This window comes from Thermotomaculum hydrothermale, assembly GCF_016592575.1.
Classification (GTDB): domain Bacteria; phylum Acidobacteriota; class Holophagae; order Thermotomaculales; family Thermotomaculaceae; genus Thermotomaculum; species Thermotomaculum hydrothermale.
The window spans coordinates 2,052,755-2,073,908 of the sequence record NZ_AP017470.1; the positions used below are offsets into that span (position 1 = coordinate 2,052,755).

Below are 21,154 nucleotides of genomic sequence, written 5' to 3' on the forward strand. Positions count from 1 at the left end.
CTCCTAAATTTTATTTATTCGAACTATTTGAATCAACAACAACTGATGCGTCATTTACGACAGTTTGTAAATATAATTCTAAAGGTTTAGGTAATGATAAATTTTCTATAAATTTTGTAGCAATTGTTGATATTCCAAAGGAAAATGTTTTTGCTTTAAATTCATTCCAATCATTTTTAGAACCTGTTATATTAGCTTTCCATCCACTTGCAATTACTGACACTGCTGATGCATAAGTGGCAGTTGCTAAAGCAATAGGCGTAACAGAGATTGTCTGAGGAGTAGTTAAAGAGGCTGTTGCTATTACTGATGCGTCTTTTACAAGATTGTCAGATGTTTGGATTACTGTATTCAATCGTTCTACTTTGGTTTTTTTCTCTGCCTCCTCTCCTGCTTTTTTCCAGGCTTCCTGTTCTTTTTTTTCTCTTTCAACAGTTTTTGCGCTTTTCAATTCAGGGACAGGCTTACCGTTAGGTTGAATTCCAGCCCAGCTTTTAGGGTGCATTTTACCTGCATTTGTTTCATATTGAAGCCGTGCTTTTATCTTTGCTTTTTCTTCTAATAGTTTCCTTTCAGCTTCAGCGTCAAGCGTAGTTGCAGCCTGCCTGCCATAAGGGTCAATTCTCATTACCGGATTCCCTCTGACATAGGAATACAGGTTCCAGGACATGGGGTCTAATTGGTCGTAGTCGTAGCCGGGGTCGGGGGAGAGGAAGCGGCCGGTTTGAGAAGAGTAGTATCTTGCAAGCATATATGTTAGGTCTGTTTCGTAATCTTTTTCGTGGCCTGTGTAGGTTATGGTGTTTAGTACTTCGTCTTTGTTGTTTTCGTAAGGTGCGGTTAGTTCTTCGCCATAAGCAAGGGTGTCTGTTGTGTGTAGGATTTCCCCAAAGTCGTTTAATTTTGATTTTAATTTTTTACCACTATTCAATCCCTAATCCTTATTCCTTTTTACAAAATTCTATCAAATCACACTACACAAAAAAAGCAGGCCAAATAGCCTGCGGGATAAACCTATTTACCTAATAAAATTATTAAATATCTTATAAAAATTAAAAATGATATTATTGCTGCTACAAACACATTAAAAGTTATTAGTTTGTCATTCAAGGAAAGTTTTTTTTCACTTTTATCACTTTTGTAAAATATTAACCCTAAAAAAAATAAAAAAATACTTAATAAAAAATATGCAATACATTTATTTATCGGATTATCCATCATTAACTCTTATTCAATTATTTTTGATGACAAAATGTTTCTACTTTGGGAAACACACACAAAGTAGAAATTGTTTTTACTGGATTTTAATAGATTTATCCCAACTATATTGTTGTTTTGCCTGAAAAGGTGTGTTCTATTTACATGAAGTATTATCAAGAAAACACCTCGTTCTATTTCAACAGGTCTAATAAATTCAATTTCTAATACTGTATCCCCTTTTTTTACTGTCAAGTTAGGGTTTAAACAATATTCTGAATTGAATTTCTCTTCAAAACTATCAAAGCTATCTTTAATTATGCTAATCTTCAATCCTTTATCTTTTAAATCAATAAAGCATTTTTTACATAAATTTATTTCTCCTTTTTCATAATTTGTTAAGAGTCCATGCCAGTAAATCTTCTTTTTATCGTTGCTTCTTACACTTTTTAAAAATGCTGGCATTTTATAATAAGGGATTGATTTATTAACCTCTTTTTTTATTATTAAATAATCTGAATTTGTTTGCTTTGCTAATCTCAACAAACATTGTTTTAATGCTTTATTAAAAAAATAATTTTGTGCAAATAGGTTTAAGGAACCTGTTATTACAAAAAATAGAATTAACTTTTTCATTTTACCTCCTAATCGTAAACAGCATCTGTAAATTTCCAGATTTGTACTATTTCTCCATCTCCTTTAGCAAAGGTTATTTTAAATATATAAATGCTTTTGTATGCATTTGAATGAGATACTTCAGAATACTCTAAATAAAAACTTCCATTTCTTGTTTTGTGCACTGGAATGTCAACAACCACAAATGAGAGCAAAAAACAATCTTTTTTTAGTTGAATAGGGGTTAAGGGTTTAACTACTAAATAACTTAAAATCCCTGGAACAAATACAGGAAATTTACTTTGTTTTCTTTCAATTGCATTCAAAAATTTTTCAGCATTAACGCAAAAAACCAATTTGGGAGAATGGGATTTTTCTAATTGTTCATAATCAAAATTTAATAATTGATTTCTCATCAAAGAAACATCTTTGTTATACTGCCTGTCAACATAAAAAAATTTGTTAAAAAAATTGTAAAAGTTTATTTCTTGAAAATTTGGAGATTGCTTTTTTGAGAGAAAATCTAAAAAATCTTTTAGAGTGTAATACTTAAACTCCATCATTACTTTTTTTTCAAAGTAAACTCTCTTAACATCCTTTATTTTTAGAAAATATGCAATACACAAATCATAAGAGCGAACAAATTCAGAGTGGTAATTGGGATTAACTGCAGAGTATAGGTTATATTGAAAAAATATTGTTAGGAACACAAATAAAAGATTTTTGATTACTTTCATATACATCTCCAATCTAAAAAACAAAAATCAATTTTTTAACTCTTTTTCATTAAAATAAATAACCCCTCTATCAAAAACTAATACACGATATGGACTTCCTTTCTCTACAGGTAATGCTTGATAAATTACTCTTCGGGGAATGTTTAATTGTTTTCTTATTTCATTGCACATTTGCATTGAAGTTGCTCTATTAGGAAATTTTTTCAAAGCTGGTTCATCAATGGTTCCAAATACTTTATGATACATTTCATGAAAAAAAACCATTCCAATGCTATTGGTTAATTTATCTCTTTCACTCATTCCGCCATAGTGGAGCTTGGGGAAATCACTAAAATCAATTGCAATTCTGTTTAGTTGCTTTGACGCTCTGCCAAGCATTACCTTTTCACCGGAATCTAAACTAATTTTGGGCATTCGTGAAGAATCGACAACTTCATATTGTGTTTTATCATCAATAAATGTTTTCAAGTCTTTCCTTGCTTTTGCACTGCCTCCATCGTAATCTCCGTCTTTACCTATTTGTAAATTGCCGTTCTTATCCACATTGATTTCTTTGTAACCTGTTATTTTTTTTAATTCAGAGATTAACTTTTGTTGTTCTTCGTCAGTTAATCCTTTTATATTTACAACCATTCCGCTGGGGTCATCAAAATTCATCGGATTCCCTCTGACATATGCGTACAGGTTCCAACTCATTGGGTCTAATTGGTCGTAGTCGTAGCCGGGATCAGGGGAGAGGAAACGGCCTGTCTGGGATGAGTAGTATCTTGCAAGCATATAAGTTAAATCAGTTTCGTAGTCTTTTTCGTGGCCGGTGTAGGTTATGGTGTTTAGTACTTCGTCTTTGTTGTTTTCGTAGGGTGCTGTGAGTTCTTCGCCGTAGGCAAGGGTGTCTGTGGTATGCAGGATTTCCCCTGAATCGTTTGTTATGTATCTTGTTGTGCCAAGGTGGTCTTGATGGTAGAAGGTTAGGTTAAATGGCATGTTGATTAATTTAACTTGTTTGTGTGTTGTGTCTGTTGATGCATAGTGTGTTGTGTAGACTTTTATTGTGTAACTTGTGTTTTGTGTGAGGTTTTCTGGCATCTGTTGTGGTTTTTCCGTGTAGCCAAATAGGTAGTATTCTGGGATGGTGATCGTTATTTTGTTGTTTTCGTAGTCTTCTTTTACTTTTGTAATGATTTGGTTGTTTTCGTCATAGGTTGTTGTGATTTCTGTTTTAGGAAGTATTATTTCGTTTCCTTTCATTATTTCAATCCATCTTCTTAGTTTCGGTTGGTTGTCTCCGCTTTCTAATGTTTTCCCTGTGAAGTGGTCTGAGTTTATTGTAATGGTTATTTTGCCTTTTTGCAATGTGTCAAGTTTCATGGTTGCTGTGTTGATTGTTGAGGGGGTGATTGTGGTTTGTGGGGTTGTGTAGGTGGATGTGATTGTTAGTGTTGGAAGGAGGTTTGTTTTGTCTGGTAGCATTTCAAAGAGTTTGTAGGTGTTATTTTCTGGTTGTAAGATTACTGCTTTGTATGTGCCTGTTGGTATGTTTTGATTGAAGGTTATCAGATGGCATTCTAATTTTTGAGGGTCAAAGAGGTCAGGCGTGAAGGTTGTGGTTGATAGGTAGCAGTTATCTGAGTTAAGGCAGTTTTGTATTTTGTCAGGATTGATTGTTTGAGGGTCGTCGTCTTTTGATATGTTTTTATTTTCGGGGATTAAGAGGAGTTTCAGGTTTTTGTATTTTAAGGTGTTTGTGCCGTCTTGTTGTTTGATTAAATAGTTTAGTTTTGGAAGGGTGATTGAGAGTGTTGTTCTTGTGTTTAGTGATGATGGGAGGTAGGTTGCTTTGTATAGGTTTTGTGGGTGGAGTTTGAAGTTTGTTTCAGGGGTTACTTTCATCCTGAGTATGGCTTCTGGAGTTGCGATTTCAGTTGCGGAAGTTAAAGAAAAAAAGCAGGCCTATGAAGGTCTGCGGGGAGATTATTCCTCTTTTGCTCCGTATTGCTTAAGGAGTTTTACTATGTCTTTGTAACCTTTCTTTTCTGCTAATTTCAAGGCTGTGTAACCTTTATATTCTCCCTTTTTAACCTTCAAGTTCGGGTTTGCTCCATGTTCAAGTAAGAGTTTTACAACATTATATCTTCCAAAAAGAGATGCTGTCATCAATGCAGTAAATCCATCTGGTGATGTATAATTCACATCAATTCCTTTTTCAATAAGTTTCTTAATCAAAGATTCCATTCCTGCCCAGCTTGCTTGCATTAAATAATTACTCCTATCCTCTGTTTTAGAGTTTATATCTATACCTTTATCTACTAAAAGGAGAGCAATTTTTTCTATTCGTTTTGCCTTCTGTTTGTCATGTTTTTTATAATAAGCGTAACCACTTATTGCAAAGTATAAGGCTGTTTGTCCTTCCAATCCAGCTAACATTGTCCCATAATATTTTTTATTTACATTTGCCCCTTTCTTTAAAAGCAATTGGGTTAATTCAATGTAACCATTATACGCAGCAACCATTAGACCTGTTAATCCATCATCTGTTATATCAGGGTCAACTCCCATTGCAAGCATTAGTTTTATTTCTGATATGTTATTGGCTTTGCATGCATTTATAAATTCTTTTGCTGTTTCTTTGTTGTTTGGGAGATGACATCCCATTGTAAATGTTAAAATTAAAATCAATAATACCTGGAAAAATCTTTTAAAAAATCTTTTTTTCATAAACAACTCCTTTGTATTTTTTTAATTATCACTTCCTTTAGACAACTTGTCATTTATTATCAATTCTATAGGAGTAGTTATTGCATTATCTATTTTTTCAGATGTTATCTTTCTTTCCAGCGCTCCAAGTGTGCCTGTTCCCCATCCTTCGCAACTATCGGTCATTTTTTCACCAGGACTTGGTGCAAATGTCATTCCCATTTCTATAATATACATCATTGATTTTGCTCCAACATTACTGTCCGATTTTTTTAGCCCATTTAGTCCAAACCAGTTAGATAGGAAATTAAAAACAGAACCTGCTATTGGAACACGGCTAAAAAAACCAAAAAATTTAGACAAAGAATTCATTGCTTTATAATGAGTTTGCATACTTTGGGCAACATTATATCGCTTGGTTACTGAAAATAAAGCACTTTCGCCATTATTAGTTACTTTCCCTAAGCGTACAATTTCATTTTTATCCTCGAAAAAAACCTCCAATCCATTTTTATCCAATTTTTTTACAAATTCTTTTGCTTTTTTTTCATCCCCTGATGAATCAATTTTTTCTGCTTCTTTTTTTAATTTTTCAATCAATGATTTATATTTTTCAGGATTTGCCATATATTTCCTTCTCATTTCTTCTCTTTTCTTTTCATCCCATTTTCCTGTCGGATCAAGGTGGGTTATGGGATTCCCCCTTACATAGGAGTACAGATTCCAACTCATTGGGTCTAATTGGTCGTAGTCATAGCCGGGGTCGGGGGAGAGGAAACGGCCTGTTTGGGATGAGTAGTATCTTGCAAGCATGTAGGTTAAATCTGTTTCGTAGTCTTTTTCGTGGCCGGTGTAGGTTATGGCGTTTAGTACTTCGTCTTTGTTGTTTTCGTAAGGGGCTGTTAGTTCTTCTCCATAAGCAAGGGTGTCTGTGGTGTGTAAGATTTCTCCAGAGTCGTTTAATTTTGATTTTAATTTTTTATCTCTGTTCAATCCCTAATCCTTATTCTTTTTTACAAAATTCTATCAAATTACACTACACAAAAAAAGCAGGCCAAATGGCCTGCGGATTAAGGTGTATTAATTGTTAACCAGATAAACATGAGTAATATTAAAAATTTCAATAGCCATCTGAGAAAATTATTTTTTATTTCTAATCCCAATCCACCTCTGGTAAAAATAAAAAATTCTTTTGTCTTTTTTAAATAAATATCTCTGAAAAATAGATCATAACAATAATATAGTGCCGCTACCAAAAAAGCAGTCCTTAAAACAAACATTCCAACGTCCATAAAATCTCCTGTTATTTCCCATTATCTTGAGTTTGTTCTTCTCCAATACCAAAAGCTGTATCCAATATAGTAGTTAAAACATCTACAGTTTTTGTGTAAATTTTTGCACCACTCGGGGGCAAAGATAGAGCAGAAGCATGTGTTCCAGCAAACAAGAAAATACCCACCCCTAACTGAACTCTTGTCATTTCTAAATTCTTCTTATTTTTTTCTGTTGGGTCTAATTTCACTTTTGTTTCTGCAAAGTTAATCTTTGCATATCCCGCTACAAAATTCACGCCTGCTCCCACATATGACATGCCTGGAATAAAAATCAATGGTGTAGCAACATAGGTCTGCATATTGTTACATACTCGTTCACCTGTTTCAGATCCTTCTCTAGTTTTACCATAATTAGCAGGTGGATTTATTGTTTTCTTCGCTAAAGGTCCTATCATTAATTTTTTTATTGAGGTATCTACTTTGCTCCAATCAACATGTTTTAAATAACCATTTACCTTTAAATCTATTACCGTTGAATTAAAATCCTCCTGTCCACTATATTCTGCGTTCCATTCATTGTATTTGTCCATTCTGTCCTGAAGAATTGAACGAATTTCCTTGTCAAGTTCTTTAAACTCGCCTTGTTTATATAATTCTTCTAACCTTTTCTTTTCTTCGGTTGATAATTCTAAACCTGTTGGGTCAAAGTGGTTAATCGGATTCCCCCTCACATATGCGTACAGGTTCCAGGACATTGGGTCTAATTGGTCGTAGTCGTAGCCGGGGTCAGGGGAGAGGAAGCGACCTGTTTGGGATGAGTAGTAGCGTGCAAGCATATATGTAAGGTCTGTTTCGTAGTCTTTTTCGTGGCCGGTGTAGGTTATGGTGTTTAAGACTTCGTTTTTGTTGTTTTCGTATGGTGCAGTTAGTTCTTCGCCGTAGGTTAAGGTGTAAAATAACGGGTTTTGGGTTAAAAGGTTCTGGGTTTTGGGGAGGTTTGGGGTAAGGGTTAATGTGTTGTGGTTTAAATTCAGTGTGTTAGATTTGAATAAAAAGAAATTGTTGGATAAAACAGAAAAAAACTGTGAGTTTGTATTAAAGCTTTCCATTTCTAAACCTGAACTTTGTTTTTTATTCAATTTCTAAATCCTTGTTCTTTTTTTCAAAAATTCTATCAAATCCCACTGCACAAAAAAAGCAGGCCATAAGGCCTGCGAGGGTTTATTTTAACTTAACGCAAGAAAAAAATTTGTGTAGTCTCTCTTCTTTTTTTGAAAGATCACCTGAATAATGTAAAATGCAGTTTAACTCTTCTACATAATACATAATTTCACTATCATCAAAGTATTCTCCGTTGAACTTTATCTCCATTACATTGAAATGATTAATATTTCTTAAAATAATACAAGCTCTTTTCTGTATACAGCTATCAATCAATTTTTCTTTTATGTTTTGCTTTGAATTTTGAGGAGAAATGTTTAATACATTCTCTTTAGACCATATATCAAATAACATAAAATAATCATCTGTTAATTTCCAATAACACCAAGAGGACGGAATTGAAAACACATATTTTTTATTTCCCTTGCCTGTTAGAATAATTTTTTTCGGCTGAAACACTTTCAGAATAGGTAATGAGAAAAACAATAGAATAAGAAAATACAATACTATCATGCATATTCTATATTCTTGTTTGTAAGTTTTTTCTTTTTTTGTTTTGTTTCCCATAAAATCTCCTTAAAGACTTTCTTTGATTAATTTTAAACGCTTTTGAATGTGAATTAACTTTTCTTTTTCTTTTTGAGACAAATTTGGATCTTGTAATTGTCTTTCTATTTTTTTTAAATCATGATCTATAGCCTCTTCTAACGCAGTCTTAATTGCGATATTTTTTATTTTATTCTTACCTATTTTGTTCATTATCTTTATCACTTCCCAATCTCCTGAAGGAAGTTGAGGAATTGCTGAAAAAATCATTGGTACAACCTTTTTTACTACATCAGGTAAAGATCTATAAACAGATTTATTAAACGAATAGTAGTTTTTTATTGCTGCTCTTAGATGACCAGAATCCATTAAATATTTTTGCTTGTATCTTTCTTTTTTAGCTTGAGTTAACGTTGAATCCATCCATTTTTCAAGATAATATATTCCCACCCCTGCACCTACTGCTACTGCTACTATAAAAACCACACTAAACTTTCCATCCTTATCTACTCTGTTTACAGGATTGTCAAGGCAGTATGTATATTTGTTCCAGTAAAGTGGATTTGCGAGTAAATTTTCAAGTTGTTTGAGTTTTTCAGGGTCATTTGTGTTTGCAGAAAGTGAATTTATTTTTCCCAATAGGTCAAACTTATCAGGGCTTAAGAATATCCCCTGCTGACCGGAGTAATACCTTGCAAGCATATAAGTTAAATCGGTTTCGTAGTTTTTTTCGTGGCCCGTGTAGGTTATGGTATTTAGTACTTCGTCTTTGTCGTTTTCAAAGGGTGCTGTGAGTTCTTCTCCATAAGCCAATGTGTCTGTAGTGTGCAGGATTTCCCCTGAATCGTTTGTTATGTATCTTGTTGTGCCTAAGTGGTCTTGGTGGTAGAAGGTTAGGTTAAATGGCATGTTGATTAGTTTAACTTGTTTGTGTGTTGTTTCTATTGATGCATAGTGTGTTGTATAGACTTTTATTGTGTAACTTGTGTTTTGCGTGAGGTTTTGGGGCATTTCCCCTGGCTTTTCTGTGTAGCCAAAGAGGTAGTATTCGGGGATGGTGATTGTTATTTTGTTGTTTTCGTAGTCTTCTTTTACTTCAGTTATTTTCTGGTTGTTTTCATCATAGGTTGTTGTGATTTCTGTTTTGGTTAATACTGTTTGATTTCCTTTCATTATTTCTATCCATCTTCTTACTTTGTTTTTTGCGTCTTTTGAGCTGAATGTTTTCCCTGTGAAGTGGTCTGAGTTTATTGTATCAATTTAAAAAAATCCATACAAAATAAAAAAGCAGGCTGAATGGCCTGCGGAAGTTTAACACTAATAAATAGTTTTAAAAAAAGTCATTTTAACTTATTCTTTTCTCTTATTTTTTCTATAAACCTAACCAATTGTTCAGAGTTTTTTAACATAAAATTAATTTCTTTGGCAGATAGTTTTGTTTTGAGAAATTCTTTTAAGGTATATGAGTCAATCTGGGAAAAGTAAATAAAGTGTCTTATGTCAATTTTTATTGAATTTGTCTTACCATTTTTTATTGAGTTTGCTCTAACTATTATAAAATAGTATTTTGCAGAAGTCTTTTCTAAAAGTTTAATTAATTTTTGGTGGTTTCTACTTGTCCAAACATATTTAAATCCACAATTCTTTAAATCTTCCACGCATTTTGTGTCATATCTTTTTGAGAACAATTCCTCAAAAGGCAAAAACAAGTGGTTATTTTTTACCAATATACCGCATAATACTTTTGTTTCTGATGCTTTTTGATTCAAATCTGCAATTTTGTTAATAATCCCTTTATAGTCTATTAGCATTGTTTTCTTTGAAGGCTCTGAATTCAAATGTGGATTTGTTTTGTTATGGCATATCTTTAAAATCTCTAATGGATGCTGTCTGAAAAAATTTACTTTTTCATCTGGAAATTGCTGTTCCATTAAACATTTAAATGTGTCATAACTTAACGATTTAGAATATAGTACTTTATCAATCACTAATTCTTTAAAAGATAATTTAGAGTAAGGTTTAATTAATTCTCCCTTAACAATAACAAAAAAACAAAGGGTATCTCCGCTTTTTCTTAATCTGACTTCTTCTTTAGGATTGGAGAAGGAGTAATCTAATACAAAAGGATTTGCCCTTGAAAAAAAGGCATTAAACTGTCTGTTTTTAAAATAACAAATTGCTTCTATGGGGAAAAATCCTCCCCAATAAGTCAATTCAAGCACTCCTGCATAATATCCCTTTGTTTTGCTTATCGGGGATATTTCAATATAGGTGAATGATTGATTTAATAAACTAAGAAGAAGCAAAATAACTAAACTTAACCTTTTCATGAAACCTCTCTTATCTTCCTTATTGCCTTGAAAATAGGTTTTAGCAATTTTTTCAAAATAAAAAGCACTATTATTATGCCAATGAGTTCAATTAACAGCACAAGCAGGCAATATTTATTGTATTTAACGAAGATGAAAATCTTTTGCCAAAAGCCAGGGTCTTTGACAATAAAAGAAAAATAACCTTCCCCTTTTACATCTGGAGTATCAAGTACAACCTTTAAAATGTATTTGCCCGGTTTTAAAAGATAGTAAAAATTTATTGGCAAACTTTTAGAAAAACACAGGTTCTCAATCCAGCCTTCATAAACATATTTTTGGGGGAATGAAATGTACTTCATACTTAGTTGGTAAATATTCCATGCATCCGGTCTAAGCCTCGTTCTTGTGGTGCTTAAGTAGTCAAAATGTACAAAATGGTCAAGTTTAAAAAACCTATCATCTCCTTTTTTTAAATAAAGATAGAGAGTTTCGTTCGGATCGTTTTCCCCACAGGTATCATAAAAGTAAAAGTACGCACCTAAAATTAAAATTGATTTATTGCTAATGTTTTTAACCTTTATTAACAAAGTCTGATTAAATATATCCATTGGGATTGTGTTTCCACTGCCTTTAAAATCAAATGTCATTTGTATTTGGTTACTTTTATGGATTTGGTTTGTCTTTGAATATGCTAAGACACTTATTAGCAGAAGAAAGATTATAATTACCTTCCTCATAGATTATCCCACCATTCCTTTATTTTTGGTTTATCTAATGATTTATTAGGTTTTTCTTTAAATATATCATTTACTATTCCTTTATTATTGTTATCCATTTCTTGTTATTTTCTTTTTATCTGCCAATCCATTGCTTTTCCTGTGATGTATCTGGCTTTTAATTGTACCAATTCAGCGAAATCTCAACAAACAAAAAAAAGCAGATTGTGTAGCCTGGGGGATTTTTAAGAAACAAATTTTTAAACATTGATTTTTGTTTTTAAGATTTTGTAAATTTTTTCTTTTTCATTAGGCCATATAATTATTCTTGAAGGCAAATTGTTATTGTGATGTTTTATTTTAATTCCCTTAAACATAAAATCTTTTAAAGTATCAATTTCTTTATAATCTAATACATATTTTTTTATAGCAATAATAACCAATCTATCCTCTAAAAAAACAAGTTTTACAAGGGGAATTGAAAGACACCAAAAGCCAATCCAACCCCCGGCTAGTTCAACATACTCAACTTTATTGAGTTTTTCTTCTTTTATTGGAATAGTAATTCTTAAAAATAAAAAGAAAAACAAAATTAATATTATCACCAGATACATTAGAGATCCTCTTCTTTTTTACCAGTTTTCTTTCTTAAGATATCTCTTACTTTTCCCTAAAGATTTTATCAAATCAGACCGCACAAAAAAGGCAGGGTGTATAATTTGCTGATAATTGTTATTTTTCAACAACAGGTATTCCTTTTTCCTCAAAAATCTTTTTAAGTTTTTGAATTACATAATTAGCCCCTTTTCCTTTTAGATCTTCATCAATAGAAAAATAATAAGCCCCAAACCCTTTTTTGCCTGAATAAGTATAGTAATAAAATTCAAAATCACTGCCAGAGATTGAATTTTTAATTTTTACCTCTTTAATTTCTTTAAAATCTATCCTTTTTTTTCTGAATAAATAACAAATTTCAAAAAATGTCTCATAAAAAATCATATTTGAGGGGAAAGCAAAATAAATAAAGAAAATGAGTATGTTAAAAATTATCGGGAAAAAACTAAAAATTAACAATCCTTTTACCCCGGGGAAAGAATTTCCAAACCATGAGTGTTGTAAGTTAACATAAAGTTTAAACAAACCATAATTAACAAGAAAAAACAACACAATAAAAATTGAGATTTTTATCCAATCATCTATCAAAGAACATTTTGTGTTTTCATGAACTTTTAAAATAATCTTTTCTTTGTTCATATTAAACCATCCTACCATATTAATTTATTTAAATTAGAGCGTATTTTGGTATCCACTTTATTTAAATCACCAACCTCTGTTCTATATAAAATGTATATATAATTTGGAGTATTTCCCCTGGCTTTTCTGTGTAGCCAAAGAGGTAGTATTCAGGTATGGTTATGCTGATTTTGTTGTTTTCGTAGTCTTCTTTTACTTCGGTTATTTTCTGGTTGTTTTCGTCATAGGTTGTTGTAATTTCTGTTTTAGGAAGTATTATTTCATTTCCTTTCATTATTTCTATCCATCTTCTTAGTTTGTTTTTTCCGTCCGCTGAACTGAATGTTTTCCCTGTGAAGTGGTCTGAGTTTATTGTATCAATTCAGCAAAATCTCAACAAACAAAAAAGCAGGCCTATGAAGGCCTGCGGGGAGTTAGTATTTATCCCTATCTTTCGTGTTTATCCAGTATTTTTTTCTTTCCTCTTTCGTTAATTGTCTTCGTCTTACTCTTGTTACCTTTACTCCGTTTTTTTCAAGGTCATCCAGTAACTCCTCGTAATTCCAGTTACATCTTGATAGCTCAAATACTTTGCCGTTTTTAAGATAAAATGCCAAAATAACAGGGAAATATGCATTAATATTTACACCTCCTGATGACAAAACCTCTTTTATTTCGTGGTACATGTAAAATTTTTCTTTATGCTTCCATTTAAATACCACTCTGTCTGAGTAAACTATTACCTCTTGAGGTAAAAGAAATACCCTCCAATAAGATACAAGTGCCAAAAAAAGTGCTAAAAAAGGATTTACAAAAAGAATTACTGTTAATGTCCATTTCAAGCTTTCCCAAGTATGGTTTTTTGTTTTCAGTAATTCCATAGCTATCATCATCATTGTTAGGTAAAACTGAAACCTTACTATATAGCATAGGAGAGATTTTAATTTGCTAATTTTGTAAACTTTTGGATATTGCTTTTCTTTATTATGGTTTTTGTTCATTTTTTTCCTCTTGTTCTTTTTTTCTTTCTACCTCAGAGCTTGCAGATTCTTTCTCTTTTTTTGCGATATCATAGTTTATAGCACCAAATATACCAAGCATAATATTTGTCCCATTTTGTGCTGTCGCTTCAGCAGCTTTTTCTCCAGCTGGAAGTGCTAAACCGGCTGCAGGCAAAGTGTACAATCCTGCAACTCCGTATGTAAATCCTCCTTCAATTGCAGATTCTGCTGCTTGATTAATATCTTTAGTATTTTTAAAAGTTTTACCTCCTTCAACAGCAGCTCCAAAAGCTGCTGCTTTTAGTGGATTTGAGGTATCAATAACTGAAGTTACGGCTCCCAATGCTGCTCCTTCTACTGCAGCTTTGGCTACTTCAACTCCCGATTTCCCTTCACTTGCGGCATCTAACGCTGCACTTGCTGCAGATGTAGCTTCACTTATTATTACTGTTGTTGCAGAAGTTGCAAAAGAAGTTCCTGCTGTTATTTCGGGAATGGCCTCAGGAGCAGCTACTATTGTTGCTGTCATTGCCGTATATTTGAGTCCTTTCCCAAGTCCTTTATGAATGGCTTCGTGTGCTTTAATCATTTCTTTTTCATTTTTACATGAGCTATAGAAGAAATGCATAGCATAGTTCCATTCATTTTTTCCTGTGGGGTCTATTTTTTTTACCGGATTCCCGCGGACATACGCGTACAGGTTCCAACTCATGGGGTCTAATTGGTCGTAGTCGTAGCCGGGGTCGGGGGAGAGGAAGCGGCCTGTCTCGGATGAGTAATACCTTGCGAGCATATATGTTAAATCTGTTTCGTAGTCTTTTTCGTGGCCTGTGTAGGTTATTGTGTTTAACACTTCGTCTTTGTTGTTTTCGTAAGGTGCTGTGAGTTCTTCTCCGTAGGCAAGGGTGTCTGTTGTGTGCAGGATTTCTCCTGAATCGTTTGTTATGTATCTTGTTGTGCTAAGGTGGTCCTGGTGATAGAAGGTTAGATTAAATGGCATGTTGATTAGATTTATTTGTTTGTGTGTTGTGTCTGTTGATGCATAGTGTGTTGTATAGACTTGTATTGTATAACTTGTGTTTTGTGTGAGGTTCTGTGGCATCTGTTGTGGTTTTTCTGTGTAGCCAAACAGGTAGTATTCAGGGATGGTTATTGTTATTTTGTTGTTTTCGTAGTCTTCTTTTACTTCGGTTATTTTCTGGTTGTTTTCGTCATAGGTTGTTGTAATTTCTGTTTTAGGAAGTATTATTTCATTTCCTTTCATTATTTCTATCCATCTTCTTAGTTTGTTTTTTCCGTCTGCTAAACTGAATGTTTTCCCCGTGAAGTGGTCTGAGTTTATTGTAATGGTTATTTTGCCTTTTTGCAATGTGTCAAGTTTCATGGTTGCTGTGTTGATTGTTGAGGGGGTGATTGTGGTTTGGGGGGTTGTGTAATGGCTTGTGATTGTAATTTTTGGAAGTAGATCTGCTCTGTCTGGTAGCATTTCAAAGAGTTTGTAGGTGTTATCTTCTGGTTGTAGGATTACTGCCTTGTATGTGCCTGTTGGTATGTTTTGATTGAAAGTTATCAGATGGCATTCTAATTCCTGGGGGTCAAAGAGTTCTGGTGTGAAGCTTGTGGTTGATAGGTAGCATATTGGATTTTGGTTAGGGTTTTGAGATTCAAGACAATCTTGTATTTTGCTAGGACTAATTGTTTGTGGGTCATCGTCTTTTGATATGTCTGCATTTTCAGGGATTAAGAGGAGTTTTAAATTCTGGTATTTTAAGATGTTTGTATCATCCTGGGTTTTGATTAGATAGTTTAGTTTTGGAAGTGTGATTGAGAGTGTTGTATGTGTTGATGATGATGGGAGGTAGGTTGCTTTGTACAGGTTTTGTGGGTGGAGTTTGAAGTTTGTTTCAGGGGTTACTTTCATCCTGAGTATGGCTTCTGGAGTTGCGATTTCAGTTGAGGGGATTTAAACAAAAAAGCAGGCCTATGAAGGCCTGCGGAACGGAGAAATTACATATAAATGACTAACAAGATGAAAATAATAATCATAAGTAGTTTTAAACTTCGTCTAATAAAATTATTTTCTATTTTCCCTGAACCTGCACCTTTGCCAGGGACAGAAAACTCCTTTGTCTTTTTTAAATAAATATCAAGATAAAATAAATCAAAAAAATACCAACAAATTACCAGTAAAAAAAGAATTTTTAAAGTTGGATCTCCTTTAATCATAACTACTATCCTTTTATAATTTACTTTTCTTGAGTTTGTTGCTGCGCAATCCCAAATACAGAATCTATCCCGGAATACAGAACATCAATTATTTTTTTATATAAATTTGCTCCTTCTGGTGGTAATGACAATGCAGAAGTTTGTGCACCAACAAACACGAATACACTTAGCTTCATCTGAACTCTTGTCATTTCTAAATTCTTCTTATTTTTTTCTGTTGGGTCTAATTTCACTTTTGTTTCTGCAAAGTTAATCTTTGCATATCCCGCTACAAAATTCACGCCTGCTCCCACATATGACATGCCTGGAATAAAAATCAATGGTGTAGCAACATAGGTCTGCATATTGTTACATACTCGTTCACCTGTTTCAGATCCTTCTCTAGTTTTACCATAATTAGCAGGTGGATTTATTGTTTTCTTCGCTAAAGGTCCTATCATTAATTTTTTTATTGAGGTATCTACTTTGCTCCAATCAACATGTTTTAAATAACCATTTACCTTTAAATCTATTACCGTTGAATTAAAATCCTCCTGTCCACTATATTCTGCGTTCCATTCATTGTATTTGTCCATTCTGTCCTGAAGAATTGAACGAATTTCCTTGTCAAGTTCTTTAAACTCGCCTTGTTTATATAATTCTTCTAACCTTTTCTTTTCTTCGGTTGATAATTCCATCCCTGTTGGGTCAAGGTGGGTTATCGGATTCCCCCTCACATAGGTGTACAGGTTCCAGGACATGGGGTCTAATTGGTCGTAGTCGTAGCCGGGGTCGGGGGAGAGGAAGCGGCCTGTTTGGGATGAGTAGTATCTTGCAAGCATATAAGTTAAATCAGTTTCGTAGTCTTTTTCGTGGCCGGTGTAGGTTATGGTGTTTAGTACTTCGTCTTTGTTGTTTTCATAAGGTGCGGTGAGTTCTTCTCCATAAGCCAATGTGTCTGTAGTGTGCAGGATTTCCCCTGAATCGTTTGTTATGTATCTTGTTGTGCCTAAGTGGTCTTGGTGGTAGAAGGTTAGGTTAAATGGCATGTTGATTAGTTTAACTTGTTTGTGTGTTGTTTCTATTGATGCATAGTGTGTTGTATAGACTTTTATTGTGTAACTTGTGTTTTGCGTGAGGTTTTGGGGCATTTCCCCTGGCTTTTCTGTGTAGCCAAAGAGGTAGTATTCGGGGATGGTGATTGTTATTTTGTTGTTTTCGTAGTCTTCTTTTACTTCAGTTATTTTCTGGTTGTTTTCATCATAGGTTGTTGTGATTTCTGTTTTGGTTAATACTGTTTGATTTCCTTTCATTATTTCTATCCATCTTCTTACTTTGTTTTTTGCGTCTTTTGAGCTGAATGTTTTCCCTGTGAAGTGGTCTGAGTTTATTTTATCAATTCAGTAAAATCCGCACAAAAGAAAAAATCTCTTAAATTTGCTAAAAAGTTTTATGCTAATGCTAAAAATAGAAAAATTGAGTTATTGTTTCAAAGTTTTAATCTCTTTTAAAACTGAATTAAGTTTAGGAAACAGGAATAATAAGATTTCTATTACAATCAAATAAATCAAGTAAGTCTCTGGGAAATCAAAAATATCACAAAGGGATTTCCAGAAATAAAAAAATAAAAAATTTAAAATAGGAAAAGAAAAGTGATTTTTTTTGTTAAGCTTTTTGTAATCAAAGACAAGTGAAAATTTTTCTAACTTTGGGAAACCTTTAAAAGGCCATTGTGTGAAAAGGTATGAACTTGCCATTTCATACCTTTTAAAGTGTTTGTACTGAAAAAACTTGAAGTTTGCACCTGTATTTCCGGAAAAATCATCAAGGATTAATTCATTAAATTCATTTTCAGAGAAAACAGAAAAGCCACATATCTTTTTATTTTTAATGAAGTTGCTTACAAGAGTGTCTGTTATTTGTTGGGGGAAAGAATCTAAGTTACAGGAAAAAATTGCATTTGAGAAATAGAAATCCCAAATTAAATTGCGATTAATATCATAAATTCTTATCCCACCAATATGTTCAGCAAAATCACCGAAATATAACAATTCACCTTTACTTTTTTTAATATTAAATTTAGAAATAAAATTACTTACATAATTTTTGCCTTTTAATTTCATTTGTTTAAAGACTGTGCCATTGGCAAATTTATTGTTTAAAGAGTAGTAATAAATCAAATTACAAACAAAATCTTTCTCTATATTATTAGCCTGTTTCCTTGCACAAACTGATAAAGGATAGGAGATTTGCGTGTGAAATACTGTCAAAAAGATGAGAAAAACTATCAACACAAGAATACCTCTTCTGATTACAATTAATATTTTCATTCTATTTTTCTCCTTTTTTATCTTCGTCTATATACCTTGTTGGGTTTGTTTTGCAGAGATTATAATTTCAATTAAAAATTTTAAAATAAGTGGGGAGAAAAATCAAAAAAATTAAAGCAAATTAACGGAAGGTTGTGGTTTGGTGGTTGGTATTAGAGTGAAAAATACGGTATAATCCATTGAGTAAAAAAATTCGTATAGGAGAGGTGCATTGACTTTTCAGGAATTGATTTTAGCATTGCAGAATTACTGGTCGGATAAAGGGTGTATTATTTCCCAGCCCTATGACATTGAAACAGGTGCGGGGACAATGAATCCACACACTTTTTTAAAGGTTTTAGGGGAAAAACCCTGGAATGTTGCCTATGTTGAGCCTTCAAGAAGGCCGACGGACGGAAGGTATGGGGAAAACCCGTTCAGGGTTTACAAGCATTACCAGTTTCAGGTAATTATGAAGCCTTCCCCTGATAACATTATTGACCTTTACATTGATTCTTTAAGGGCTTTTGGGATTAAACCGGAAGAGCATGACATAAGGTTTGAAGAGGATAACTGGGAATCCCCCACATTAGGTGCGTGGGGAGTTGGCTGGCAGGTTTTGTTGGACGGAATGGAGATTACCCAGTTTACATACTTTCAGCAGGCAGGGGGAATTGATTTAAATCCAATTTCTGTTGAAATTACCTATGGGATTGAGAGAATCTGCATGTTTATCAATGGGATAGACAATATCTTTGACCTTGAATGGGCACACGGGGTTAAGTACGGTGATATTAGAAAGAGAGAGGAGTACGAGTTTTCCCTCTATTCCTTTGAAAAGGCTGATGTTGATTTACACTTTAAATTGTTTGATTTATACGAAACAGAGTGCAAGAAGATGCTTGAGGCTAAACTTCCAATGGTTGCCTTTGACTGGGCATTAAAGTGCTCACATACATTCAACATGCTTGACGCAAAGAATGCAATTTCTGTTACCGAAAGGGCAGGATACATTGCAAGGGTTAGAAACCTTGCGGTAAATTGCGCTAAAGTTTATCTGGAGGCAATAAATGGCTGAGTTTTTATTTGAAATAGGTTGTGAAGAGATACCTGCAAGGTTTATAGAAGAGTCTCTAAAGGAAGGGAAGAATATCCTAAAAAAACTTTTATCTGAGTATAGAATAAACTTTTCTGAAATTGAAACTTACGCTTCCCCAACAAGGCTTGTTTTCAGGATTGAGAATATGGACGAGAGGGAAGAAGACCAGACAGTTAAGGTGCAGGGGCCACCAAAAAGGATTTGCCTTGATGAAAATGGCAATCCAACAAAGGCATTAGAGGGATTTGCAAGAAAGAACGGGATTAAAGTTGAAGATGTGAAATTTGAGCAGGGAAAAACAGGGGAAATTGCTGTTGCGGAAAAATTTGTTAAAGGGAAAGAGACTTCTGAGATTTTGCAAAGTGTTTTGCCAGAGTTGTTAAAGAAAATTCCTTTTAGAAAGAATATGAAGTGGGGAAGCCTGAATGTCAGGTTTGTAAGGCCTATCAGGTGGCTTTTAGCAATTTTCAACGGAAAGGTTGTTGAGTTTGAGTACGCAAATGTAAAATCATCAAATAAAACAAACGGCCACAGGATTTTAGGGAAGAGAGATATTGAGGTTAAGTCTTTTGAAGACTATGTAAAAAAACTTGAAGAAAACCTTGTTGTTGTTGATTTTAGAAAGAGAAAAGAAATCATCTCAAACAAAATAAAGGACTTTGAGGGAAGGACAGGCTTTAAAGCAATTGAAGATGAAGACTTGCTTGACGAGGTAACCCACCTTGTTGAATACCCCTATGTGGTTGAAGGGGAGTTTGACAAAAAGTTTCTTGATATCCCTGAAGAGGTTTTAATTACCTCTATGAAAGAGCATCAAAAATACTTTGCTGTTAGAGACAAAGACGGGAAGCTTGCAAACAGGTTTCTTGCTATTGCATCAATAAAGGAAGATGTTAAGGGATATGTAAAAAACGGAAACGAGAGGGTGCTTGCAGCAAGGCTTTACGATGCAAAATTCTTCTGGGATGAAGACAGGAAAAAACCTTTATTTTCAAGAATGGAAAAGTTAGAGAGAATGACATTTCAATCTGACCTTGGCACTTACGCAGACAAGATTGTAAGAATGATAAGCCTTGCAGAAGTTTTGAAGAATTTTATTGATTTTGACTTTTACACTTCAAAAGAAACAATTGAGCTTTGCAAGTGTGACCTTGCAACCGATATGGTTTACGAATTCCCTGAGTTACAGGGGATTATGGGCGGGCTTTACGCAAAAGAGGAAGGAAAGCCCTATGGAGTGTGGAAAGGGATTTACGACCATTACAAGCCTGAATCTTTTGACGATGAAATCCCTGAAACAGAAGAGGGGGTAATCACTTCAATAGCAGATAAACTTGACACATTTTTAGGCTGCCTTGCAGTTGGGATTAAACCAACAGGCTCAAAAGACCCATTTGGTTTGAGAAGGGCATCTCAGGGAATTGTAAACATAATCTTTAAAAAAAGGCTTGATTTTGACTTTTACAATTTCGTTAAAGAAAGCCTTAAAACCTATGAAAAATATTTGAAAATAGAAAAATCAGAGTGGGAAGAGTCTATATTTTCAATTTTTGACGCAAGAGTCTCTTTTTTCCTTGAAAAACAGGGATTTAATTACGACGAGATAAACTCTATCCTTGCAATTCCACACGGGAATTTTATTGACTCATTCAACAGGATTAAAGCTTTAAAAGAGATGAGAAGAGACGAGGATTTTCTCAAGGTGGCAACAAGCTTTAAGAGGATAAACAACATTTTAAATTCAGCAAAGGGATTTGAAAAATCAAGTATTGACGAAAGCCTATTAGTTGAAAACGAGGAAAAAGAATTGTTTGAGAGATTCAAAGATTTAAAAACAAAGGTTGAAGAGTTTGCAGGAGAGAAAGACTATCTGTCAGGCTTAAAGGAAATAGCCAGACTCTCAACCACAGTTGATACATTCTTTGACAAAGTTATGGTAATGGCAAAGGAAGAAAATTTAAAGCAAAACAGGCTTTCTCTTCTTTCAGAGTTAAAAAAGGTGTTTTTAAAAATAGCAGACTTTTCTCAACTTGTTGTTGAGAAAAAATAGGGGGA

At 33.6% G+C, this 21,154-nt stretch carries 21 protein-coding genes; 2 read left to right on the forward strand and 19 right to left on the reverse strand.

Features of this window, described 5'->3' with window-relative positions:
- Positions 1–10 precede the first annotated feature (10 nt).
- From TTHT_RS09545 to TTHT_RS09635, 19 genes are all read right to left on the reverse strand, one after another.
- The gene (locus TTHT_RS09545; RefSeq protein WP_201327749.1) at positions 11–931 is read right to left on the reverse strand and encodes an RHS repeat-associated core domain-containing protein; all 921 of its coding nucleotides are present in this window, start codon (positions 929–931) and stop codon (positions 11–13) included.
- Positions 932–1,227: 296 nt separating this feature from the next.
- Positions 1,228–1,833, reverse strand: a complete 606-nt coding sequence (locus tag TTHT_RS09550; RefSeq protein WP_201327750.1) for a hypothetical protein — start codon at positions 1,831–1,833, stop codon at positions 1,228–1,230.
- 8 nt (positions 1,834–1,841) lie between these two features.
- Positions 1,842–2,549: a hypothetical protein gene (locus tag TTHT_RS09555; RefSeq protein WP_201327751.1), complete on the reverse strand. Its 708-nt coding sequence runs from the start codon at positions 2,547–2,549 to the stop codon at positions 1,842–1,844.
- Positions 2,550–2,576: 27 nt separating this feature from the next.
- Positions 2,577–4,439, reverse strand: a complete 1,863-nt coding sequence (locus TTHT_RS09560; protein ID WP_201327752.1) for an RHS repeat domain-containing protein — start codon at positions 4,437–4,439, stop codon at positions 2,577–2,579.
- Between the two features lie 81 nt (positions 4,440–4,520).
- A complete protein-coding gene (locus TTHT_RS09565) occupies positions 4,521–5,264 on the reverse strand; it encodes an ankyrin repeat domain-containing protein (RefSeq protein WP_201327753.1) in 744 nt (247 codons plus the stop codon).
- A 21-nt stretch (positions 5,265–5,285) separates the two neighbouring features.
- Positions 5,286–6,236, reverse strand: coding sequence for an RHS repeat domain-containing protein (locus TTHT_RS09570; protein ID WP_201327754.1), 951 nt, complete (start codon positions 6,234–6,236; stop codon positions 5,286–5,288).
- A 77-nt stretch (positions 6,237–6,313) separates the two neighbouring features.
- Entirely contained in the window at positions 6,314–6,535 is a 222-nt protein-coding gene (locus TTHT_RS09575) for a hypothetical protein (RefSeq protein WP_201327755.1), read from the reverse strand.
- A gap of 11 nt (positions 6,536–6,546) precedes the next feature.
- The gene (locus tag TTHT_RS09580; RefSeq protein ID WP_201327756.1) at positions 6,547–7,656 is read right to left on the reverse strand and encodes an RHS repeat-associated core domain-containing protein; all 1,110 of its coding nucleotides are present in this window, start codon (positions 7,654–7,656) and stop codon (positions 6,547–6,549) included.
- Positions 7,657–7,738: 82 nt separating this feature from the next.
- Positions 7,739–8,245 carry a hypothetical protein gene (locus TTHT_RS09585; RefSeq protein WP_201327757.1) on the reverse strand — a complete coding sequence of 169 codons (507 nt, stop codon included), beginning with the start codon at positions 8,243–8,245 and terminating at the stop codon, positions 7,739–7,741.
- Positions 8,246–8,254: 9 nt separating this feature from the next.
- Positions 8,255–9,397 carry an RHS repeat domain-containing protein gene (locus tag TTHT_RS09590; protein WP_201327758.1) on the reverse strand — a complete coding sequence of 381 codons (1,143 nt, stop codon included), beginning with the start codon at positions 9,395–9,397 and terminating at the stop codon, positions 8,255–8,257.
- Between the two features lie 167 nt (positions 9,398–9,564).
- Complete coding sequence (locus TTHT_RS09595; RefSeq protein WP_201327759.1) at positions 9,565–10,554, reverse strand: hypothetical protein; 990 nt, start codon at positions 10,552–10,554, stop codon at positions 9,565–9,567.
- On the reverse strand, positions 10,551–11,273 hold the full coding sequence (locus tag TTHT_RS09600; protein WP_201327760.1) for a hypothetical protein: 723 nt from the start codon (positions 11,271–11,273) through the stop codon (positions 10,551–10,553). The genes TTHT_RS09595 and TTHT_RS09600 overlap by 4 nt, the downstream gene beginning before the upstream one ends.
- Positions 11,274–11,512: 239 nt before the next feature.
- Complete coding sequence (locus TTHT_RS09605) at positions 11,513–11,866, reverse strand: hypothetical protein (RefSeq protein WP_201327761.1); 354 nt, start codon at positions 11,864–11,866, stop codon at positions 11,513–11,515.
- A gap of 118 nt (positions 11,867–11,984) precedes the next feature.
- Positions 11,985–12,506 carry a hypothetical protein gene (locus TTHT_RS09610; protein WP_201327762.1) on the reverse strand — a complete coding sequence of 174 codons (522 nt, stop codon included), beginning with the start codon at positions 12,504–12,506 and terminating at the stop codon, positions 11,985–11,987.
- Positions 12,507–12,567: 61 nt separating this feature from the next.
- A complete protein-coding gene (locus TTHT_RS09615; protein WP_201327763.1) occupies positions 12,568–12,780 on the reverse strand; it encodes a hypothetical protein in 213 nt (70 codons plus the stop codon).
- A 139-nt stretch (positions 12,781–12,919) separates the two neighbouring features.
- A complete protein-coding gene (locus tag TTHT_RS09620) occupies positions 12,920–13,486 on the reverse strand; it encodes a hypothetical protein (RefSeq protein WP_201327764.1) in 567 nt (188 codons plus the stop codon).
- Positions 13,470–15,407: an RHS repeat-associated core domain-containing protein gene (locus TTHT_RS09625; RefSeq protein WP_201327765.1), complete on the reverse strand. Its 1,938-nt coding sequence runs from the start codon at positions 15,405–15,407 to the stop codon at positions 13,470–13,472. Before TTHT_RS09625 ends, TTHT_RS09620 begins: the two co-directional genes overlap by 17 nt.
- Positions 15,408–15,732: 325 nt before the next feature.
- Positions 15,733–17,004, reverse strand: a complete 1,272-nt coding sequence (locus tag TTHT_RS09630; protein WP_201327766.1) for an RHS repeat domain-containing protein — start codon at positions 17,002–17,004, stop codon at positions 15,733–15,735.
- 168 nt (positions 17,005–17,172) lie between these two features.
- On the reverse strand, positions 17,173–18,021 hold the full coding sequence (locus TTHT_RS09635) for a hypothetical protein (RefSeq protein ID WP_201327767.1): 849 nt from the start codon (positions 18,019–18,021) through the stop codon (positions 17,173–17,175).
- A 211-nt stretch (positions 18,022–18,232) separates the two neighbouring features.
- On the opposite strand from TTHT_RS09635, the gene TTHT_RS09640 reads away from it, so the two are divergent.
- Complete coding sequence (locus tag TTHT_RS09640) at positions 18,233–19,078, forward strand: glycine--tRNA ligase subunit alpha (RefSeq protein WP_201327768.1); 846 nt, start codon at positions 18,233–18,235, stop codon at positions 19,076–19,078.
- Entirely contained in the window at positions 19,071–21,149 is a 2,079-nt protein-coding gene (gene glyS, locus TTHT_RS09645) for a glycine--tRNA ligase subunit beta (RefSeq protein WP_201327769.1), read from the forward strand. The genes TTHT_RS09640 and glyS overlap by 8 nt, the downstream gene beginning before the upstream one ends.
- Positions 21,150–21,154: the final 5 nt, after the last annotated feature.